Annotated in this window: 20 protein-coding genes; 13 read left to right on the plus strand and 7 right to left on the minus strand. The window is 33.0% G+C overall.

The genetic code is table 11. The features are described 5' to 3' along the window. Positions 1 to 480 precede the first annotated feature (480 nt). The 4 genes from SLH52_RS13400 to SLH52_RS13415 all read left to right on the plus strand — a co-directional run bounded on the left by SLH52_RS13400 (position 481) and on the right by SLH52_RS13415 (position 2,539). On the plus strand, positions 481 to 633 hold the full coding sequence (locus SLH52_RS13400; protein ID WP_320209781.1) for a hypothetical protein: 153 nt from the start codon (positions 481 to 483) through the stop codon (positions 631 to 633). Between the two features lie 66 nt (positions 634 to 699). After that, positions 700 to 903: a hypothetical protein gene (locus SLH52_RS13405; protein ID WP_320209782.1), complete on the plus strand. Its 204-nt coding sequence runs from the start codon at positions 700 to 702 to the stop codon at positions 901 to 903. A 559-nt stretch (positions 904 to 1,462) separates the two neighbouring features. Then, positions 1,463 to 2,041 (plus strand): DUF6944 family repetitive protein, encoded by a 579-nt coding sequence (locus SLH52_RS13410; RefSeq protein WP_320209783.1) that lies wholly within the window; start codon positions 1,463 to 1,465, stop codon positions 2,039 to 2,041. Between the two features lie 333 nt (positions 2,042 to 2,374). Then, positions 2,375 to 2,539: a hypothetical protein gene (locus SLH52_RS13415; protein WP_320209784.1), complete on the plus strand. Its 165-nt coding sequence runs from the start codon at positions 2,375 to 2,377 to the stop codon at positions 2,537 to 2,539. Positions 2,540 to 2,676: 137 nt separating this feature from the next. Here the strand turns inward: SLH52_RS13415 and SLH52_RS13420 are convergent, their stop codons facing one another. Next, positions 2,677 to 2,847, minus strand: a complete 171-nt coding sequence (locus tag SLH52_RS13420; RefSeq protein WP_320209785.1) for an aspartyl-phosphate phosphatase Spo0E family protein — start codon at positions 2,845 to 2,847, stop codon at positions 2,677 to 2,679. A gap of 232 nt (positions 2,848 to 3,079) precedes the next feature. On the opposite strand from SLH52_RS13420, the gene SLH52_RS13425 reads away from it, so the two are divergent. Continuing rightward, positions 3,080 to 3,790, plus strand: coding sequence for a DNA alkylation repair protein (locus SLH52_RS13425; protein ID WP_320209818.1), 711 nt, complete (start codon positions 3,080 to 3,082; stop codon positions 3,788 to 3,790). Positions 3,791 to 4,242: 452 nt separating this feature from the next. Here the strand turns inward: SLH52_RS13425 and SLH52_RS13430 are convergent, their stop codons facing one another. The 3 genes from SLH52_RS13430 to SLH52_RS13440 form a co-directional block, all read right to left on the minus strand. After that, positions 4,243 to 6,369, minus strand: a complete 2,127-nt coding sequence (locus SLH52_RS13430; RefSeq protein ID WP_320209786.1) for a HelD family protein — start codon at positions 6,367 to 6,369, stop codon at positions 4,243 to 4,245. A 195-nt stretch (positions 6,370 to 6,564) separates the two neighbouring features. After that, positions 6,565 to 6,771: a zinc ribbon domain-containing protein gene (locus tag SLH52_RS13435; protein WP_214482319.1), complete on the minus strand. Its 207-nt coding sequence runs from the start codon at positions 6,769 to 6,771 to the stop codon at positions 6,565 to 6,567. 182 nt (positions 6,772 to 6,953) lie between these two features. Then, on the minus strand, positions 6,954 to 7,754 hold the full coding sequence (locus SLH52_RS13440) for a helix-turn-helix domain-containing protein (protein ID WP_320209787.1): 801 nt from the start codon (positions 7,752 to 7,754) through the stop codon (positions 6,954 to 6,956). A 130-nt stretch (positions 7,755 to 7,884) separates the two neighbouring features. Here SLH52_RS13440 and SLH52_RS13445 point away from each other — a divergent pair, with 130 nt between their 5' ends. Continuing rightward, positions 7,885 to 8,343 (plus strand): SRPBCC family protein, encoded by a 459-nt coding sequence (locus tag SLH52_RS13445; RefSeq protein ID WP_320209788.1) that lies wholly within the window; start codon positions 7,885 to 7,887, stop codon positions 8,341 to 8,343. A gap of 102 nt (positions 8,344 to 8,445) precedes the next feature. Here SLH52_RS13445 and SLH52_RS13450 read toward each other — a convergent pair whose 3' ends face one another. Next, positions 8,446 to 9,672 carry an MFS transporter gene (locus SLH52_RS13450; protein ID WP_413785526.1) on the minus strand — a complete coding sequence of 409 codons (1,227 nt, stop codon included), beginning with the start codon at positions 9,670 to 9,672 and terminating at the stop codon, positions 8,446 to 8,448. A 198-nt stretch (positions 9,673 to 9,870) separates the two neighbouring features. On the opposite strand from SLH52_RS13450, the gene SLH52_RS13455 reads away from it, so the two are divergent. After that, positions 9,871 to 11,451: an FAD-dependent oxidoreductase gene (locus SLH52_RS13455; protein WP_413785527.1), complete on the plus strand. Its 1,581-nt coding sequence runs from the start codon at positions 9,871 to 9,873 to the stop codon at positions 11,449 to 11,451. Positions 11,452 to 11,796: 345 nt separating this feature from the next. Here the strand turns inward: SLH52_RS13455 and SLH52_RS13460 are convergent, their stop codons facing one another. Continuing rightward, positions 11,797 to 13,239, minus strand: a complete 1,443-nt coding sequence (locus SLH52_RS13460) for a flavin monoamine oxidase family protein (RefSeq protein ID WP_320209789.1) — start codon at positions 13,237 to 13,239, stop codon at positions 11,797 to 11,799. 426 nt (positions 13,240 to 13,665) lie between these two features. Between SLH52_RS13460 and SLH52_RS13465 the strand changes: the two genes are divergently transcribed. The 4 genes from SLH52_RS13465 (at position 13,666) to SLH52_RS13480 (ending at position 16,574) form a co-directional block, all read left to right on the plus strand. Continuing rightward, the gene (locus SLH52_RS13465) at positions 13,666 to 14,388 is read left to right on the plus strand and encodes an AAA family ATPase (RefSeq protein WP_320209790.1); all 723 of its coding nucleotides are present in this window, start codon (positions 13,666 to 13,668) and stop codon (positions 14,386 to 14,388) included. A 499-nt stretch (positions 14,389 to 14,887) separates the two neighbouring features. Then, entirely contained in the window at positions 14,888 to 15,520 is a 633-nt protein-coding gene (gene purN / locus SLH52_RS13470; protein ID WP_320209791.1) for a phosphoribosylglycinamide formyltransferase, read from the plus strand. Between the two features lie 45 nt (positions 15,521 to 15,565). Beyond that, positions 15,566 to 15,733, plus strand: coding sequence for a hypothetical protein (locus tag SLH52_RS13475; protein ID WP_320209792.1), 168 nt, complete (start codon positions 15,566 to 15,568; stop codon positions 15,731 to 15,733). 616 nt (positions 15,734 to 16,349) lie between these two features. Next, positions 16,350 to 16,574, plus strand: coding sequence for a hypothetical protein (locus tag SLH52_RS13480; protein ID WP_320209793.1), 225 nt, complete (start codon positions 16,350 to 16,352; stop codon positions 16,572 to 16,574). A gap of 34 nt (positions 16,575 to 16,608) precedes the next feature. On the opposite strand, the gene SLH52_RS13485 is transcribed toward SLH52_RS13480, so the two are convergent. Then, positions 16,609 to 17,508 (minus strand): ABC transporter substrate-binding protein, encoded by a 900-nt coding sequence (locus tag SLH52_RS13485; protein WP_320209794.1) that lies wholly within the window; start codon positions 17,506 to 17,508, stop codon positions 16,609 to 16,611. A 752-nt stretch (positions 17,509 to 18,260) separates the two neighbouring features. Here SLH52_RS13485 and SLH52_RS13490 point away from each other — a divergent pair. Together SLH52_RS13490 and SLH52_RS13495 are read left to right on the plus strand one after the other, a co-directional pair. After that, the gene (locus SLH52_RS13490; protein ID WP_320209795.1) at positions 18,261 to 19,652 is read left to right on the plus strand and encodes a hypothetical protein; all 1,392 of its coding nucleotides are present in this window, start codon (positions 18,261 to 18,263) and stop codon (positions 19,650 to 19,652) included. 324 nt (positions 19,653 to 19,976) lie between these two features. Then, positions 19,977 to 21,314, plus strand: coding sequence for a lipase (locus tag SLH52_RS13495; protein ID WP_320209796.1), 1,338 nt, complete (start codon positions 19,977 to 19,979; stop codon positions 21,312 to 21,314). Positions 21,315 to 21,507: the final 193 nt, after the last annotated feature.

The raw sequence follows: 21,507 nt of genomic DNA on the forward strand, positions 1-21,507 counted from the left end.
CATTTCAATCATTTATAGGTTTCTAAAGGGTTCTTTTTGTAAACGTTTTTACTATTTTCGTAAAAATGAACAGGATAGAAAAGATGTCACGAACTTTAGATATATGCGTGCTTATATGTAAGAACGAAAAGCAACAATCCATGAGTAAACAACCTTATCAAAAAGAAATACGACTCCTCACTTCAGCTATAGTAACCAATAGATGTAGTCTTTTACTACAAGAAAATATTTCCTTATTTATAAGAAATGACAACACCTTAATCAGCCTATTTGGGTTTTTTTATTTTTTGGAGAGTATTAACGAGGTATAGATGATTGTGTTTGTTATAAATTAGCATTTGAAAATATTTATTGGTGAGTTTAGTGGATTTTAGTATTAAGTTGATTGACTACTAATTTAAAAAAGGGAATTTGTTGAAGATATATGGTAATAATAAAATTCATTGTATTATGTTCAACTGTAAAAGGGGGATTGAGGGTATGAAATCTATAATACTTGGTCTTGGGGTAATCATTTTAGTGAGCATGATTGTTCTGTTAAATAAAAAGAGAGTATTAACCAATGACAATGAGCCATTATTATCTGATTTTAATTGTGACCCTGAAGATATACAACCTTTTTTTATGCAATAATCTTCGTCAATCTTTGATAAAGGTTTTACAGAAGATGATATTAATTTTATCAACAAAGAAATACATATGATGAAAAAAAGACATGAGGATAAAAAAATTGGTACATTTAATGTTATTTTTAACGAGGAAAAAACTAGGATAAGTGTTGAAGCAGAAGTTGAAAACGAAGATGACTCAAAAGGTGTTACTTTATATATGTACGCTAACCCAGAAGTAGTTAAAGCGATAGATCTAGAAGTTGAAAAATTTTATGTAGAAAATGACATGTGAGCTAGAGGTATATAGTGCAAATAAAGTCCGATAAAATGAAATGGACTTGACGTATGCGTGTAAAAAATCTTCATTTTTTACACACGGAATTAAAGTAGCTTGATCATATGTTACAGAAATCAATTTCTCATTTCTTGTTTGTTTAGTAATTATAGTGTTGATTATGTTCAGCAATAAGCTTACTTACTTTAGAAATCAACTTCTTTTGATTGTTTTTGCCCTTTAGTTTTCAAGGGATTTCTTGTTAGTGATAATTAGCTAATTCTTCGCTTTTATAAGATTAATGAAAAGCACGAAGTGGAATGATATCCCATCCTTTTTTTCAAAAATCAACAACTTAGTTTGTATTCGTAATTAATGAAGTTAATGTATATTAGGGTATAAGATTGTTTGGTGAATCTGAAAGACATACTAAGAGTGTAGGAATAGGAGTTCTTCATTAGCGATAAAGAACTATATTTATAAATTGTAAATAATTTAGGCTTTTTCACAAAATTATATCCCCCCAATTGAATACAATACATTAAATAAGTGAAAGCAGGATTGGTGGGATTTGGAGGTGATAAGGACAGGAACTGACTTGCAATTAATTGGTTCATGGCTTCAGTCTATCGGAAACATAATTGCGGCAATTGGCAGAACTGAACCTATTTTAAATGATAAAGAATTATCTAATCAGTTCATTAGAGTTGGAAATAGTCTTCAAGCAGTTGGGAACACATTTAAGCCGATCGGGAGAACAATGAATATTCAGGGTGATGGGACTGAGGCGGATTCTTTAATTATTTTTGGGAGTTGGATACAGGCATCCGGAAATACAGCAAGTGCTGTAGCCACTACTATTGAAGATGATGATGGAACTCAACTTGGTATCTTAGGTGGTTCATTTCAATCCCTTGGAGCTGCTTTTGCGGCAGTTGGATCTACCATGATTAAAGCTCCTCTGCAAGATTTTGCAGTTGTAGGGAATATATTGCAATCTTTAGGGGCTGGGCTAGGAGCGATAGGTGGCATATACTTATTAGTTAGCATGGATGAAGTTGGTTTACAAATAGCTAAAATTGGAACTTGGATACAAGCTATTGGTGCCACACTTTCTGCTATCATATTTACTAAGCAAATTACAATTAAGGATTGAAATGAATAAAAGCGGTTGATGCATATTCCTACTAGCTATTTATATGAGGGGAAATTAATTTTTTATATTAAATAATGTTTTCTAGGAAGGAATTTTGTTCTTATCTTAGAGAATATATAAGCAATAGCTATACATAAAACAAAGCTATTTTTGCATAGATTATTGTTTTTTGTAAGAATAAATAATCACGTATACAACTAGATTTCGAGTCATCTTACTATAAGACGATAACTGATGAGAAAAACGACATCTTTATATTATAGTTTAGAAGCTATAGCAACAACGTTTACTTCAAGAGCCTAAAACAAAGAATGATGATGGAGGGAGTTAGCTATGGAAATATTTCTAACAGCTCTAGTAACTGTTTTATTGTATACACCAGTTTTGATAAGGATGAATAACAGAATTTCTTCAGTTGAAGACAAGTTAATTAACATAGAAAAGAAATTGTTACAAGATGAAGGGAAGATAATAAATATTAATCAAAGAGATTCGTAGGTATCATGCTTCATGTTATCATTGATAACAGCTAAGGTAGCTATCTTTCTTTGAAGGAGAACTCATACTAAAGTACTAAATGGAAGGCATAATAAGAGGTCGAAGGTGGGTAGAATTGTTGAGAAGATTTTCTTTCATCATTTTTGAATTGACAATGTTTGATATTTATTTAATAGCAAATCTAAATGTTTACTAATGTATATCGTATCATCATGATGAAGTCCTTTTTTTATGCCCATAGTAATCATTTTAATCCTCAATTCCTCTATTTCCTGTAATAGTTCAGTCTGGTAATTTGGTATATTCATTTAGTATAGTAACTCCTTAAAAGTTAGATTAGAGCAATAATGGATAATACTGTATTATGCAACATATATTATATATCCAACAACTAGGAATTTAAAGAGATTTATCAAAAAAATATATGGGAATAGTTGGTTTTGATATTTATTTGTTAGGTTAACATTAACGATATAAAAGTGAATGGTGAAGGTATGTTGTAATGAAGCTATCTGAAATTCATAAGGGGGTTATAAGTTGATTACATATGATGAAGTAATGACAAAGCTATCGGAACTTGGAAATGAACAAACGAAAAATACGTTGCTAAGACATGGAGCAAGCGAGCCGCTATATGGTGTGAAAATAGGTGACTTAAAAAAGCACCTAGTAAAAAAGGTGAAGAAGGATCAAGATTTAGCATTAGAACTATACAATTCAGGGAATAATGATGCTATGTATTTGGCAGGGCTTTGTGTAAGCCCACAACAAATGACTAAGGAACAACTACAGAACTGGGTGAAGCAAGCAAATTGGTATATGATAAGTGAATATTCAGTAGCTCAAGTTACAGCGGAGTCTCAATTTTCGTTAGAACTAGCGAGAGAATGGATTGCCTCTACAAGTGAAAACATTGCTTGTGCAGGGTGGAGCGTTTTTTCAAACTATTTATCAATTACACCTGATGAACTAATTGACCAAGATGAAATAAAGAAGCTTTTAGCAAAAGTGGAACACACGATACATGATGAAAGAAATCGAGTTCGTTATGTGATGAATGGATTTGTTATCTCAGTTGGAGCATATTATGAACCACTTCATGCGGAGGCAAAGCGGATAGCAGGAGTTATTGGTAAGGTTAAGGTGAACATGGGGAACACAGCATGTAAAGTTCCACTTGCTAAAGAATATATTGAGAAAATGGAGAAAAAAGAGTTAATAGGGAAGAAAAGAAAAACGTGTATTTGTTAGACTTAACATACTTAAAGTACCTTTTACGACGCTAAATAAAGGCTCTTTTCTTAAACTTTTAATGCTATTCTTCAAAACTAATGTGTATTTTAGTTTTTATAGTCTTTAGAGCTAAAAAATGTAGAACGTGTTTAGCTATTATTACGAAAAGCAACAATTATTGTGAAAACATCTTTAATCATCTTATTAAATATATTCGTGAGTATGAAATCTTCTAAATCTATTGTTTCTGAATAAGTAGCTGTTATAGCAGCTTGGAAAAAAGAGAGTCCTAAGGACTCTCTTTTTAAAAATGCATAAAGGTAACATAATTATAAATCTGACACTTGTCTGATAATGTATATATGAACTATCGAAAAAATAATTTGTCCTCGGTTGGTAGGTTCGGAGTATTTATTTTTTCATTCGGTTTTGGTAGCCCATGAAACTTTTTTACTTTAAAGTGTTAGGAGTCAGTCCCCCAACAAAGGTGATTTAGTTTTTGTATATTGGATGCTGAGCTTGTGTAGTGCACGGGTACAGCCCACATAGAGTAGTTTGGCATCAACATCATTTAAGCCGTAATTTATTTCGTCCACGTCGGTGATAAGGACTGCATCAAATTCCAAGCCCTTTGTTAAATAAATAGGGATAATAGAGATGCCACCCTTAAATTCATTCTGTTTTGTTGTAATGAGTGTTATTTCTTTTATATAGATTTTAAGTTTCTTATACAGATGATCACAATCTTCTTCAGTTCTCCCGACAATGGCAATTGATTTTGCTTTGTCTTCTTTATATTTTTGAATGATATTTGTGATTTCTTGGACACGGTTTGATGGTGTTGTATTTATCAATTCTACCTTATCACCACTTCGAAATACTGGAACAGCATCATTAACTGGTTGAGAACTGTTAGCTTTAATTTTATTAGCGAACTGAATAATTTCCATAGTTGACCTATAACTTTTGTTTAGTTCAAAATAACCTTGCTTGCTCTCTTCACCGAACAGCTGAAAAATTTCTTGCCAGTCATTTAGCCCTTGATAACTGTGAATACCTTGTGATAAATCACCTAAGATTGTAAAAGCATTCTTTCTAGTCATTTCCTGCAATACAGCTACTTGAAAAGGAGAGAAATCTTGTGCTTCGTCTAGAACAACATGGTGATAACGTTTTTCTTTCTCGATCCCGTTGAAATAGTTGTGAATATAAACGATCGGAGCAAGATCTTCAACTTCAACTAGTTTTTTATTAAGTAATTTGGTGGTAGTATTACAAATCTCATCAGGTATATCCTCAAAAATATTTGCCCGCATATAGTTTACATGCTTTTGGTTGAAGATTTGTTTGTAAAATGATAATGGTGTTTGGATGTTCCAACTCTTTGTATATGTCCGTAATGCTTGAGTAGCTTTTCTTTTTAACTTAGCTCTGACATTTTTATCAGCAATGTGTTGAAGCTCAGTCTCAATCCACCGTTTTATGCGAGATATCGTACGTTCTGTTCTTTTCACTAATGGGTATGTTATATATTCTTCGTAAAACCATTGTTTAATAGTTTCAGCATTAAGTAATGAATGCTCTAAGCCAGTAAAGTCTTTATTAGGGATGACGTTTTTTTCATAGAATTGTAGGCAGTGTTGAATTTTATTTAAAAACCGAACCGAGCCTTTAAATCTACCTGGTGTATTTTCATTAATTGCTGGCCTTAAATCGTGGAGAGTGAACCATATTGAAAAAGATTTGGTTGCATCTATCAATTGTACATCTTGATTCAACATATTTAATGCCCAATCAGTAAACGTAGTTTGTTGAATGTGTCCTACACCAAGTTCAGGAAGCACATTTGAGATGTAATCGAGAAACATATTATTAGGAGCAAAGATTATCATTTTTTCAGCTTTAGTATTATGTTGATATTGATATAGTAAATAAGCTAATCTGTGTAATGCGACCGTTGTTTTCCCACTACCAGCTACTCCTTGAATAATAAGAGGTAAATTAATTTGTGATCGTATTATAGTATTTTGTTCAGCCTGAATTGTTGAGACAATATCTTGTAAACGATTATCTTTTTGTTCACTTAACTTATAAACTAAAAATTCATCGCTTCCTGAAAAATTGGATTGTCCTTTTACATAAGTATCAACAACACGACCAAGTTCCTTGTTTCTTATAGCAATATTACGCTTTAAATAAACAATACCTTCAATTAGCCCTTCCGGTGCTATGTAAGAAGCGATGTCATCACTACCAGCAAACGAATAAAACATGCTAGCTACTGGAGCTCTCCAGTCAACAATAAGTACTTCTCCAGTTTGTTCATCAGAAATACCTATTTTTCCGATGTAATATTCTTCTAGTTTTGGTTTGAGATCTTCTTGGAAATCTAATCTTCCAAAATAAGGTTCGTTGAGAGACGCTTGAAGGTTTTGTCGGCTAGTCTCTCTTGCATACTCTAACGCTTGTTCTGTGATATCACTGCCATGATATTGAGGTATAGAGTTGAGTAAGTGAAGCTGGCGCTCAATCTCTGCAGCTATTGTACTGAGTTGCTGCTTCTCTTTATCAAAGGCACTTTGATTCTTTTTAGTCAAGATCAGTTACCTCCTTGTGAGAATATTCGCCAATTTTATTTGTGGCGAGATTACAAAATATATCATAACAATAGCATAAATACAAGAGAAATTTAGGGGGCAGATCCACAACTCGTTAAGTTCTTGTTTATGTCTTGATAGGAAAACAACAACCATCATAAAAGCAGTAAAAAAGAGTCCATTATAGACTCTTACTTAACCTCCGAAAAATAAATCAATGATATTCATTCCAGTAGAAGAATTTGTGTTATATAGCTCAGAATAGCCACAGTTTTTACAGTAAACGACTTTAAACGTATTGTGTTGAACATCAAATAATTTGGAAAGTCCAGTCCCAGAAGTAGCAATCTCTTTTGATCCTACCTCTGTTCCTCCACATTTAATACAGCCTTTATTATTCATAGCATTAGCCCCTTTCTTATACATTTATACGTAAGCACCAAAGAAAAAGTTTCACTATTGGTTTTGTTTCTATGGAAATATTGTTACTATTTAGAAATAATAGAACAGTCAGGTAGGTTGGGGTGAATTTACAAGTTGTAAAAGGGAGAAATAATATTCCAATCTACAATGAACATATGTTACTATGATAACTTGGCAAATTCATCAGGTGTGTTGCCAATGATCGCTTTGAAATCTTTAATAAAATGCGATTGGTCGTAATATCCTAAATCATTACTTAGTTCAAGCCAATTAAGATTTGGAGTTTTCTCAATCATCTCAGCCGCATTTTGTAATCTGTATAGTTTAATAACCCATTTAGGACTAACGCCAACATATTGTTGGAAGAGGCGTTGTAGTTTTCTTTTGTGAATGTTGAATTGATGGCATATATGGTCCACCTTAGTAATTTCATGATTTGAGATAATGTGATCAATAATTTGATTTACGAGTGTCACATTATTATCTTGTTGCGGTAGTTTTTTTCGTATTATGTTTTCCACAAATTTAATCATCTCAAGTTCTTCTTTGCATGAAAGAACAGTTTCCTCAACGAACTCCTGTTCAATATCAAAAACATCCTGAATTTTCAAAGGTTTGTTCGTTAACTCAGCCACTGATCTTGTTGTAAAAGGATAAAATCCACCTGGTTTGAATTTAACCCCAACAACACGTCCTTTACCTTTTACAAGGTAAGAGAATTTATTTGTTGTAGGAGCAAAGATACCTGTTTTATGTTGCTCAACAATTAAATTTACACAAGGATTCGGAATAACATCTTGTAAGAATTGTTCATTTTCCTTTAAATCCCAACTAACAATCCAATAATGTTTAACAAAGAAGCTAGTTTCATTAGAAGGTGGATAACGTGTAAGTGTATAATCTTTCACACTGTCATTAAATTTTAGAACACCCATACTTGGTTTAGGTGAATTTGCTTTCAATTAAACCGCTCCCATTTCTTTATTATGTCGTGTTTTTACAATACTTGTTATGTATATACGATTATAATCCATATTAGCATTACTTAAACGGTTGCGTAAATGCTAATACAAAGAGTATAAGGAGGAACATATGAAGTTATCATACCAGTTTTATATTGATGCACCACCAGTGAAAGTATGGAACACACTTGTATCACCTGAAGGGACTCGAAGTACGTTTTTTGGAAGTGAACTTAGATCAACATTTACAAAAGGAGAGTCTTTTGAGTATGTGGGACCGGGTAATGATGGAGAAGAAACAGTGCATGTATATGGTGAAATTTTAGCATGTGAACCAAATAAGTTGTTAAGCTTTATTGAACACCCTGGTCCATCATATCACCTAAATCATTCAGAACTTGAATCAAGAGTATCCTTTTCATTGCAACAAGTTGGAAAATGCACAAAACTAACATTAGTTAATGATCAATGGACAGAGAATCATCCAGCATATGAAAATGCACAACAACACTGGTGGATGATTTTGAGTAATATAAAAACATATACAGAATCAGGAAAAACACTAGATTTTGGTGCACAGGAAATATAGTTTACTTCAAAGGAGCTGTTAAAGTCTGATTTCTGACTTATTAAACAGCTCCTTCAGTTATTCAATATTATTAAGATTAAAATTAGCTTAGGCCTTTGCTATCTATATAGATTGATTTATCTCCCGAACCTTACTGTCATTAGGTAACAACATAGCGATAATCCCGATTATTGGTAGGAAACTACAAAATATCATGACAACTTTAATATTAAACATATCAGCAAACGTACCTAAGAAAACAGAGCCAATCGCTCCCATTCCAAATGCAAGTCCGACAATTAAACCAGAAGCCATTCCGATGTTTTTTGGCATAAGCTCCTGCGCATAGACGACAGAAACACTAAAGCTTGTCATCATAATAAATCCAACAATTAAGAACATAGGCATAACAAATTGTATAGGAACATACGGTAATGCAATAGTAAACGGAACGATGCCTAGTATTGAAAACATAATAATATTCTTATTTCCAAACCGATCAGCTAGTGGTCCTCCAAATAAAGTGCCAATTGCACCTGCAATCATAAATGTGAATAAGTAAAACTGTGCCTCAGTTATGGACAAACCATAGTCTTCAATAAGGTAGAATTGATAAAAGCTTGAAATACCGGCATGGTACCAAGAACGAGCAAAAACAAAAAACACTAATAGAATCATAGCTGTTTTAATTTTGCTGTTTAATTTATGCTTCTGTCGTTTACCTTGAGTATTTTTCATTGTGTGATAATTCATATGGTTTAATTGATTTTTATACCATGATGAAACAAGAAAGAGAATACCAATCCCTATTATTGCTAAGACAGAAAAGATAAGACCACCTTTTTGACCGAAAGGAATAAGTATAAATGCGGTATATATAGGTGCCATTGCTTGGCCAGTATTTCCTCCCACTTGATAAATAGATTGTGCAAGTCCTCTTTTACCCCCAGCTGCCATTGAAGTTACTCTAGACCCTTCTGGATGAAAGATAGCAGATCCTAAACCAATGAATAGTGCAGCTATTAAAATAAAGAAAAAATTCGAAAAAAGTGCAAGCCCCACTAATCCAAGTAAACTTAGGAATGTACCAAAAGGTAATAAAAAAGGAACAGAACGTTTATCTGCGAACGATCCAAATACTGGCTGCATGATCGAAGATGTCATATTTAACATGAAGGCAACCCAACCGATTTGCGTATAAGAAAAATGTAAATTTTGTTCTAAGATAGGAAACATGGCATAGACAACTGCTTGAAGGGAGTCATTAATAAAATGTCCAGCGCTAATTGCAAATAACACCCAATAAATGGGTGACATCATCATTGTTTTTGATTTAGTTAAGGTAGTCAAATTGTTCCACTTCCCGAATAGTATGATTGTCTACTTTACAGCAGATTGCAATTACCGTCAATGTATTCAAAAAATTAAAACATTCATTACGAAACAAATTTGATTAGGTTAAAAATAGTTTAATTTCTTGTATATTTAAGAATAGTCATCAAATGGTAGGTAAACCTAATATTAAAAATATCAGTAGGAGGATTCTAAGTGATTTACAAGGATGAAAACGCAAAACTTCCTAAGTCTTCAAAGTCATTATGGACGAATACTAATAATATAAAGGATTTTCCAACATTAGATGAACATACAGAAGTTGATGTTGTTATCGTAGGTGGTGGTATTACAGGAATTACATCAGCTTACCTATTAGTGAATGAAGGCTTTAAAGTAGCTATTGTAGAAGCAGATAAATTATTTAGTGGTACCACTGGGCATACAACAGCGAAAATTACTGCACAACACAGTTTAATATACGATAAGTTTATTCATAGTATGGACATCGGGATTAATAAAGCTAAATTATATTATAAAGCGAATAAAGATGCTTTAGCTTTTATTAAAGAAACAGTAGAAGAAAACAAAATCGATTGTGATTTTTGTGAACAAGATTCATACATATACGCTACAACTGAAGAATATAGACGTAAACTTGAGAAAGAGGCGCTAGCATATGAAAAAATTGGCATTGAAGGAGGATTAGTTGATAATATACCTTTTAATATAACAATTACAAATGGGCTTGTCATGAAGAACCAAGCACAATTTCATCCTGTGAAATATTTAGCTTATCTAGTACAAGTTATAATCGAGAAGGGTGGACTTATTTTTGAAAACACTACAGCTGTCAATATTAAGACAGGGGATAAACCATCAGTTCTTACTCGAGAAGGGGCTAGTATAACAGGAAACTATATTTTGTCATGTTCGCATTTCCCATTTTACGAAGGTGCAGGTTTGTATTCTACGAGATTACATGCTGAACGGTCGTATATCATAGCTGTAAAAGCTAAAGAGGCATACCCTGGAGGCATGTATATTAGTGCCGATCAACCAATACGTTCGCTTCGTTCGACAACTATTGCTGGGGAGGAAATGATTCTTATTGGTGGTGAAGGGCATAAAACGGGCGAAGGAAAAAGCACGTTAGCACATTTCAATGCCTTGGAGAAGTTTGGGAATGATGTTTTCGACATAGAAAGCATCGCTTACCGCTGGTCTGCACAAGATTTATATACATTAGACAATATTCCATACATAGGAGCTGTAACTTTAAGTCAGCCAAATATTATGATTGCAACAGGATATAGAAAATGGGGCATGACAAATGGAACAGTTGCAGCTTTGTTATTTAAAGATATACTCTTGAAGAAAATAAGAGTCGATGAGCATATGTTTGGCCCATCTAGATTTCATTTAAATCCTAGCTTGAAAAACTTCTTAGTTGACAATGCGAATGTTGCAGGTCATTTAATTAAAGGTAAACTTGAAATCTTATCTAAAGATGCTAGTGATTTATCTAGAGGTGAGGGGTCAGTCATAACAGTCAACGGACATAGAAAGGGAGCTTATAAAGATAATACAGGTAAGCTACATATTGTAGATACAACTTGTACACATATCGGTTGTGAAGTTGAATGGAACGATGGAGAGCGTTCATGGGATTGCCCATGTCATGGCTCGAGATTCTCATATACTGGTGAGGTCATTGAAGGACCAGCTGAAAAACCGCTACAAAAGTATGATTATAAGATGATTGACAATCTAACATCAGAGGATTCTGGTTATTAATGATAACATGCTCAATCGCATCTATCGATTTATTATGCTTAATTTAAGGCTCTTTACGTAGCTGCTTTTTGTACTTACATTTGAGTAAATACTATTGGTTTTATAGTCTTTTGAGCTGATTAGACATGACGAACATTAGTTATATTTGAGTATAGCTCTTATTAACAAAAGCAACAACAAATGTGAAAACAGTCCAATCCAAAGACGGTAATAAATATTTATGTCATCTATTCTTCTTTTGAGCAGTGTCAATGGAAGGAAAACTTATTTAGAATTGTAATGTTATATATCAAAATGATAAAATGAAGGAGGAAAATATTGCTTTTGCTAGAAATATAGTTGTAACTATATAGGTAAATCATTCACTTCGTGTGCGACCCGAATCCCAGATTCAATTGCTCCTTGCATCCAACCGACAGTTTGAGTCGTATGTTCACCAGCAAAGTGGACTTTTCCTTCGGGTGTAGAGATGAAGGGAGCTAATGAATATTCTTGGCCTGGATCAAACGCTGTAAAAGCTCCTGAAGAATATGGATTTTGGCTCCAGCTAAAAGAACATCCAGAAACGAATTCAAGGAAAACCTGTTGCCCATATATTTTTGCTAAATCCAATAAAGCATATTGAATACGTTCTTCTTCACTTAAGCTATCCCATAGTAATGCCTCATCCGCCCATGTATAACTCGCTAAAACAACTGCATGTCCTTTCGTTCCAATACCATAGCTTGGGTAATATGAAAAACGTATCGGTAAATCTGTAATTGACCTACCTCCATATTGAGCTGCATATTCCCAAAATCGACTTTTAAACTCAATAGCAATTTTTGTTGAAGGCATATAGTTAAGTTGACGTATGGCTTTTCTCTTTTCGTATGAGAAGGAATCATAAGGTTCAACCTTCACGAAGCGTAAAGTTGAAAAGGGTACAGTCACGATTGCAAGATGACCTGTAAAAGTGCTTAGATTTAATTTTCTCTGTTGAAGAGTTTCAATAACTACGTTAGATTTTTTATTAATGATTTTTATCATTTTTTGATTATATAGAATATCGCTTTTTAATTGTGTCAGAAATGCTCGTGGTAAATAATCCATTCCACCAGTTATCTCATAATAACGCATTTTTGCAGTAAAGAAACTCATTTTCCGTAATACTTCGATTAAAGATACGCCAGAAAATGCTTTTAAATCAAGCATGGTATCGATCATATCAATTGCACCATATGAAAAATAAGATTGTAGGAGGAAACCAAATGAATATTTTCGGTATTTTTTCTCTGCTATTTTCCAATTTTTCTGTGGATTTTGCTGAATAAAATCGACAATTGGTTGAAGGGCTGAAAGTAACAGTTCTACTGCAGTTTTACCACTTTCAGCTTCATTCAACGGATAGTTTAAAATATGTGGGTTACACTTAACCGTACTCAAGGTAGTATGGGTCCCATTTACATAAATTTTGTCCAACGGGGTTTGATTAATAAATAGGTTTGTAGGCAATTTAAACTTGTTAATATAGCTTAAGACAAATCGATGGTTTTCAGGAATACGCATGGAACCAGTATTAAAATATTGAGAACTGCTAAATGGAGAGCGTAAAGTATGTACCCGACCTCCAACTCTATCGTTTCCCTCTAAAATGGTCACTTTATGTCCAGCATTTTTTAATAATGATGCTGCAACAAGCCCAGCTAATCCTGCTCCGACAATAATAATATGTTTAGGCATATGTGTTTTTTTTAATCCAGCTGATATAATATGAAGCATTTGTTCGTCAGATAGTTTGGGGTTCATATATTCACATCCCTCTCTCCTTAGTGTTATTAATTAGAGTTGTTTCGTAAGCTTTGGTGCCTCTGTTTCTATATTTGAGAGGAAAGATGTAGTTTACGATGCTAGTCATCTGTGAAAGGGTAAAGATGTAAGTATGCGTTTATTTCTTAGAACTATAAATAACAATCAATTGAAAAACGGCGGTATATAATTGAATAGGATACAACAATGTGAAAATATGTAAAATTACCTTTGCGCACCAAGTTTTATCATTAAAAGAATTAGTTAAATGAATAGTAGTCCACCAAAACTCTTGCATGTTAAACTTCCCATTGTTGTTACAAGGGTCAGGTACATTCAAGCCTTGTCTGTGTTCATTCTATATTGCTCACTATGGTAAAATGAACTCTCACATATAAAAATATAATAATTTAAAGGGAGAATATCATGTATCTAAGAGAATTAACTTTCTTACAAGAGAAAATTGGAGAAGAAACTAACTATCCCCTTAACATACAAGCATTTAGATCAATTGAGCAAATAAGTTTTGAGAGCAATGTAACTTTTTTTGTCGGTGAAAATGGGTCAGGAAAATCAACTTTGCTTGAAGCAATTGCAGATAAATGTGATTTTCATACTGCAGGTGGGAGCAGGAATAATATATATGAGGTCGATGCATCGCAGTCACATTTAAGTAAATACATTCGTCTTTCTTGGCTTCCGAAAATGACTGATGGATTTTTTTTAAGAGCAGAAAGCTTTTATCATTTTGCAAGTTACTTAGATCAATTAGCAAGAGAGGATAGAGCTTTTCATTATCAGGGATATGGGGGGAAATCATTACACGAACAGTCTCATGGTGAATCATTTCTTACTCTATTTACAAATCGGTTTGATCGCAAAGGGATATATTTGTTAGATGAACCTGAAGCAGCTTTGTCTCCTGCACGTCAGCTATCATTATTAAGTATTATTCATGAACTTCAAGAATATTCTCAATTTATAATTGCAACACACTCTCCGATATTATTGGGTTTCCCAAAGGCACAAATTCTTTCTTTTGACACTTCACCAATAAGTACAATTGATTATGAACAAACGAGCCATTATCAAATTACGAGAAGATTTTTAGAAAATCGAGAGGTTTATTTTAAGGAATTGTTTGATTGATAGCTAATAAAGGTGTACATCAATAGGATGATCTAAAAACTGCGATTAATAAATACGCTAATTTATTATGAGGCGAATATCCTATTTTAGCTAATCAATCACCACAAATCATATCTTTTTTTATTAATGAACAAGTGTCTGGATCAAATGTTTTTGTAGTTGGTTTTTATCAAAAAGTACTTGTAGAAACTTTATGAAGCTATATTAAAAGCATAAGCTCTTTACGTAAACTTTGTTGCTATTGTTATCAAACTTGATCCGGGACATGTGGTTTTATACATTATTCATCGTTTTAGAAAAAGAGAAAATACAGTGTATCAGTTTAAATCTTAATACGAAAAGCAATATTTTAGATTCTACAAATATACCAATAAAGTAAAATATACCCTGTTAAAACTAGGATATTGCTGGTAAACTAACAGTGGAATCATATAGTCAATCTCTTCATTGTAAATTCGTTATGAGAATATGTGAAGTTTCTAGGTGGGGTGTATCTATTATGCAAATTAATCAAGAGCATAAGGTAGAAAAGAAGTTATTACAAGTAGGGTTTTTAGCTTCTCACGGTGGTAGTAATATGAAATCAATTGTAGACGCGATTAGACAGGGGAACTTATCAGCAAACGCGGGTGTTGTAATAAGTAATAATAGTAACTCAGAAGCTTTGGAATATGGAAGGAGAGAAGGAATTCCGTCATATCACATTAGCAACAATACTATTAACGACTCAACAAAGCTAGATTCACATATTAGGGATACCTTAGTGAAGCACAGTGTAGACCTTGTCATTTTAAGTGGGTATTTAAAAAAAATAGGTCCAAAAACATTAGAAGCTTTTTCAGGAAGAATTATTAATATTCATCCATCTCTATTACCGAAATACGGTGGAAAGGGTATGTATGGAAATAACGTTCATAAAGTGGTATTAGAGGCTAGAGAAACGGTTACAGGGGTGACTGTTCATATCATCGACGAAGTTTATGATAAGGGAAAAATATTAGCACAACGTAAAGTTGATGTATTAAAACACGATTCTGTACATAGCTTGGCTAAGAGAGTTTTTCATTGTGAAAAACATTTTCTTCCTGAGGTCATACAGAGCATTCACTTTGGAGACATAAAATTACCTTAATCCGAACTAAATCGTACAGGATTTAAGAAAGGAGAAGTGAATATTGTGGAAATAGTAATATATGTACTATGGCTAGTTATTATATTTACTGTCTTATCTTTTATGGGTAATGTTCAAAAGCACTTAATGACAATCATTGAAAAGCAAGAGGAGCAAAATAAATTGTTAAGTGAACTAAACAAAAATCTAGAATATGAAAGGCTCAATGAATAGCGAGATTTCTCTAGTACTTATAAATATATCCTTCCTTTCATTAAAAAGAAAAATATATCGATATTAATACGTTATCATACTGAATTAAGAGTAAGAGCTACAGTTATTCCTCTCGAAAAAGTTGTACATAGTTAGTGTAAAAAAGTAAGTTGTGGATGTACATAAATTTATTTCTTACTATAAAATTACTATTAAAAGATCGATAAGTTGTCCACAATTATTAAGTGAAAGTGAACAAACAGTAATTGTAGCTTTGAAAGTATCGTTACTTCAATATAAATATATTATCCTCTATTTTTTGAGTATATTAAGATATTAATGCTCAGTTCTTTTGTATCCGATATTAATTAATAGCTGTTTTCGCATCAATGTTGTGCTTTTCGTACTATGAATACTTATTTATCCGACTATCATTCGAAGCATATTTTCTTCTATAATATGATAATAATCACTTCTTTTTTACTGGGTAACTTTGTATTAATATGAACAGGGTTTACGAAAAGAGCCTTGTTTTTTTACTATTAGAAACGAATGTCACTTTAATTTGCTTCCTTTATATATTATTTTGTATAGATTTGCCTAGAACACAAATGATATACGTAAAGGAGGTGGGTCCATGCCTAAAAAAGGAATGAATTTTGAGGAACATTCATATCATACAGATCCTACTAGCCAAGATGGAATTCTAAATGATACAACGACTAACTCTGGTGCCTCAATTGGAGTTAGTATGGACGTAGATAAACAGAATCAAAATAATAAAAATCCGTTTCATTTAGACCTTAAAAAAGAAGAAAAGGCAGAAGTACAGCAAGAGGGGGTCAGACCCCCAGTGATTTAATGTGGTGAACAGTTGGGGGATAAACCCCAACTATTTATATCTTAATATATTTTTTTGTAAGATGTTTAGGCATTGAGATTATGTCCGAATGAAAAAGAGCTGCCAAAAGTTCTACACCATCTATTACACCGATGCTAGGTTGTGTAAATAGATTTGGATCAACAAGGTAAACATTATTGTTGTTTACAGCTCTCAGTTGTTTCCAACCATCTAATTGTTGGAGTTGTTTTACTTCTTCAACGGCCTTTTTCCGATCATATCCGCACGGTGAAATAATTATTATTTCGGGATCATATTGCTTAAGGTCCTCCCATTTTATGGGGTTAGAGTGCCCTTCATTATTCGCAAAAATATCATCTCCCCCAGCTAAGTGTAATAAATCTGGAATCCAATGACCCGAGTTATAAATTGGGTTAATCCATTCCATGAAAAAAACTTGACTATTTCTTCTGTTATTTTCCATCAATTTTCTTTGAATTCGATTAAGCCTATCTTTATAACCTTTAACTGCATCTATTCCTTTTTGTTCAGAACCAAGCTCCTTAGCAACTGTTATGACATTGTCAAAAATATCGTTAAGATTTTTTGGAATAAGCGGTACAATTTTTGGCTGCTTCGATAATTTGTATATAGCCTTTTCTACATAGGATGTTCCTATTTGGCAAACGTCACAAACGTGTTGAGTGAACATGATGTCGGGTTCAATTTGTTCAAGTAATTCTTGATCTATATAATAGAGCGATTTTTGTTCTTTCATATATTCAGAGACAGTTTCATTAATTTCTGAAGAGGTCAATTGGTTATCTTCTAATACCGATCTAACTACTTTTGGTTTAGAAGATGGGCACTCAAACGTAACCCCGCTTATAAATTGATCTAAGCCTAAAGTATTAATCATATCGGTTGCTGCTGGAACACAGGATACAACTTTCATAAATATCTTCCTTTCAAAATACTACTATTGATTAGTAAACTTTATCGTATTTAGGATGTGACCATATTGATAGGGCTGGATTGGACCAATTGATAGCTTTCATGCTTAAGAGATAACATGTATTCAATTTACATACGACATCTTTTTAGATACTTTTATAGCTCTTATTACGCAAAGCACCAATTAATTTGATGTGAAAACAACATTAGTTAAGGTTTTTTTCAAAAACTATTTCTTTTTTTAATTAGCAACTGGTGTGTATTCTTTATGATTGTTCAAGTCTTTAAAGGTGAAAAGATGCCCCGAATATTAAATAAATACGTGTTCAGCTCTTATTACGCAAAGCACCAATTAATTTGATGCGAAAACAACATTAGTTAAGGCTTTTTTTAAAAACTTTATCGCTTTCATTTAAATTTAAGGAACTAATGCTTATTTTATGTTTTTTCAAGTAGCAACAGATGAAAAGATGCCCCGAACATTAAATAAATATACGTGTTTAGTTTTTATTACGCAAAGCAACAATTTATGCGGAATCTGAGCATTATTTAAAATAGCAACATCGTTTTCGACAAGAGATTAATAAATTCTATTAGGATATTATGTAACAAGTTTTAGTAGTTGAGGGTTACATTTCAAAAGAATGTGTGTATTATTATACTTTATTTTATCACTATTTATAAGAATAATCCCCATACCAAAGAGCACCTTAGACTCATAGAATACATTATGACATAAATGAGGGGAATAAAATGAGAAAACAAGTATGTAAGTGTATACAAAGCGTTGAAGAGACATTAATTAATACAAAACAATTTACATTAAATCCTAATACATCTGGCAGTGTTGAGAAAGAGATCCCTTTGTCACCACAATTTCTCCAATTAGCAGAACTGCAGCTAAAAGATGTAAGAATGACAGACAAAGTATCTATTCATGCAACTGTTGGTTCTAGAGTAGAAGAGTTAAGTGGAGACGCAGATATAATTTATAAAGTTTATAGAAATGTGATTAGTGAAGCCAATATTGTATTTAGTGGTAGAGTTGAATTAGATGATAATCAAAATGATTTTAGCATTGATAGCTTTTTTCATGTAGATGTAAAACCGTCAATTGGCAATGTGAAGTATATCCTTACCGTTGAGCTTATAGAACAAAGTCAAGAACAGGTTTTTGTAGTTGGTCCTATTACTTTTGTTATAGAGCAAATTAGAGCAGAACTAAATAGCAAATGCATGTGTACTCAACCCGTTAAACAGACAGTTGTAGATTTGAATCACATAGTTTTATCACCGAACGAGTCTGGAAGTTTCAAAGATGGGATGATTCCTGTAGGACCAATGTTTTTAAGATTGGCAGAGTTATCTTTAGATCAAATAACACCAAATGATATTGTTCTCTTGATGACTACCGTAGGTACAGAAGCGCTTATGCAAAGTCCAATATTGTTGTATAAAATATTTCGGAATTCGGTTAATGATGCTAATCTCATTTTTAGTTCAAGAACGGAAATAGATGAAACACTTCAAGATGAGTTTAGTATTGATAGCTTCATTCATGTAGATCTTAAACCAACATTAGGAAAGGTAAAATACATCCTTACTGTTGAGGTTGAAACATCTTTTAATGACGAAGCTTCTGTAATTGGACCACTATCTTTTGTGATTCAGCAAATTAGAACAAAGCAAGGTGGTAAATGCTCATGTAACCTAGCTTCTAATATACAGCTAGTCGATGTGAATCAGTTCGTATTACCAACAAATGTATCTGAGAGTATTTTGATGGACATAGGTATGGGCCCGCTGGAATTGGCACGTTCATCTTTTGAAAAAATAAGACCGAGCGACTTGATCGTAATAAATGCTACTGTTGGAGCAAAAGTTTCAGAAGGTGGAGGTAATCCTGATTTGTTATATAAGGTGTATAGGAATTCTATCGTTGCTTCTAATCTTATCTTCAGTGCTAAAAGTGAACTAGATGAGGATGGTAATGATTTTGCGATAGATAGCTTTACTCATGTAGATACAAAACCGACGCTAGGGAAAGTATCATATATACTCACAGTTGAAAACATTGAAGCTAATACACAAGCACAAGTCATAGGACCTATCACATTCAAGTTAGACCAGTATAGGAAAATATAAATTTCTAATTAATGATATCTTAGACTAGTATTTAACAATTCTAGTCTTACATAACAACTACTAATTCGAAATAATGTTTGACTTCTTACAACGATATTTTCAATTGTAGTGAAAATTAGACAAACGCAACATTATATACACAATAGTTACAGTAAAAATATATAATTAATGTAAAAATATTCATAATCATAGTTGTATAGGACTACTGGTTTAAGAAGAAATACTAGAACTATCGATTCTATAAAGGGAAATTTTAATGTAATTATTGACTATAAATTTCAAAGATGTTAAATTTTAAAAAAATTCAAACAATAGAGGTGTGCGATGAAAATATATGGAATGATTGGCTTTTGTGTTATTAGTTTGGTTCTTTTTGTAAGCCCTTACAACGTTGGTGCTGAGCAAATTTCTTCATTTAAGAATAGTAATTTTGCAACTCTTAGTGATCAATTAACTGACCCAGAACCATTTCCTCAAAATCTATTACCAAGTGAAAAAAGCTTAGCTAGGATAAATCATTACCCAATTGTACTAGTTCATGGATTAGTAGGATGGGGACGTGATGAGCTACTAGGTTTTCGATATTGGGGTGGATTAACAGATATTGAAAAAGATCTAAATTCCTATGGTTATGAAACATACAGTGCAGCAGTTGGGCCATTTTCAAGCAACTGGGATAGAGCCAGTGAGTTGTATGCTCAAATCAAAGGAGGAACAGTTGATTACGGTGAGGCACATTCACTTGAGCACGGTCATGATCGGTACGGTAGAACATATAGTGGTTTTTATCCTGAATGGGGAGAGGTGAATTCCACTACCGGAACGGTGAATAAAATACATTTAGTTGGTCATAGTTTAGGTGGTCAAACGATTCGTTTATTAACACAGCTTTTGGAACATGGTGACGAAAATGAATTAGCTTTAACTGATTCAAACGACATATCGTCTCTTTTTAAGAAAGAGAATGCTTCAATGGTTAGTAGTGTGTTTACTATCTCATCACCACATGATGGATCTACGGCTACAAGGTTAGTAGACAGTTTCTTTCCAATGACAAAGGAGATAATAGCTTTAGCTGCTAGTTTAACAGGGAAAACTGACAATATTTTATATGATTTTAAGCTAGATCAATGGGGACTAAAAAGAAGAGAAGGAGAAACATTTGAAAGCTATGCTAATCGCGTATATAACAGTTCTATTTGGAATGATACGAAAGATACTGCAGAATGGGATGCCAGCCCAGAAGGTGCAAGTGAAATAAACAGCTGGGTTTCAGCACAACCTAGTACATATTATTTTTCAGTTTCCACGGAACAAACTTACCCATCTATATGGTCAGGAAATCATAAACCTGAATTATTTATGAACCCAATATTATACGTTCTTAGTGATTTTCTTGGGAAATATACAGAAAACGGAAGTATTACTATTAATAGTGACTGGTGGAAGAATGATGGGGTAGTCAATACAAATTCTATGGATGGACCAACATTAGGATCAACAGACGAGATAGTATTTTACGAAGGATTACCAGAAAAAGGAATATGGAATTATTTAGGTGAATTCAATTCAACAGATCATATTGATATTGTTGGCATTGGCTTATATGATGTACGTAGTTGGTATCGTTCTGTTGCTGATTTGTTAGGCTCATTACAATAGTAAGAATGCCCAAGCAATGAGACTTTTATTAATTAACCAAGGATGTCCTTGATTGTTGATCATCGTATAAAATATGTCTTAAGGATTTTTTGGGTCTGTGAAACGATAGAAGTCGTATAAACTTACCATCTAGCTGTCAATTATGGTGAAAATACAAGAAAAATTAATAATAGGAAACATAATGAAAAAATTA

It is taken from the genome of Cytobacillus sp. IB215665, from assembly GCF_033963835.1.
Lineage (GTDB): Bacteria > Bacillota > Bacilli > Bacillales > SM2101 > Nanhaiella.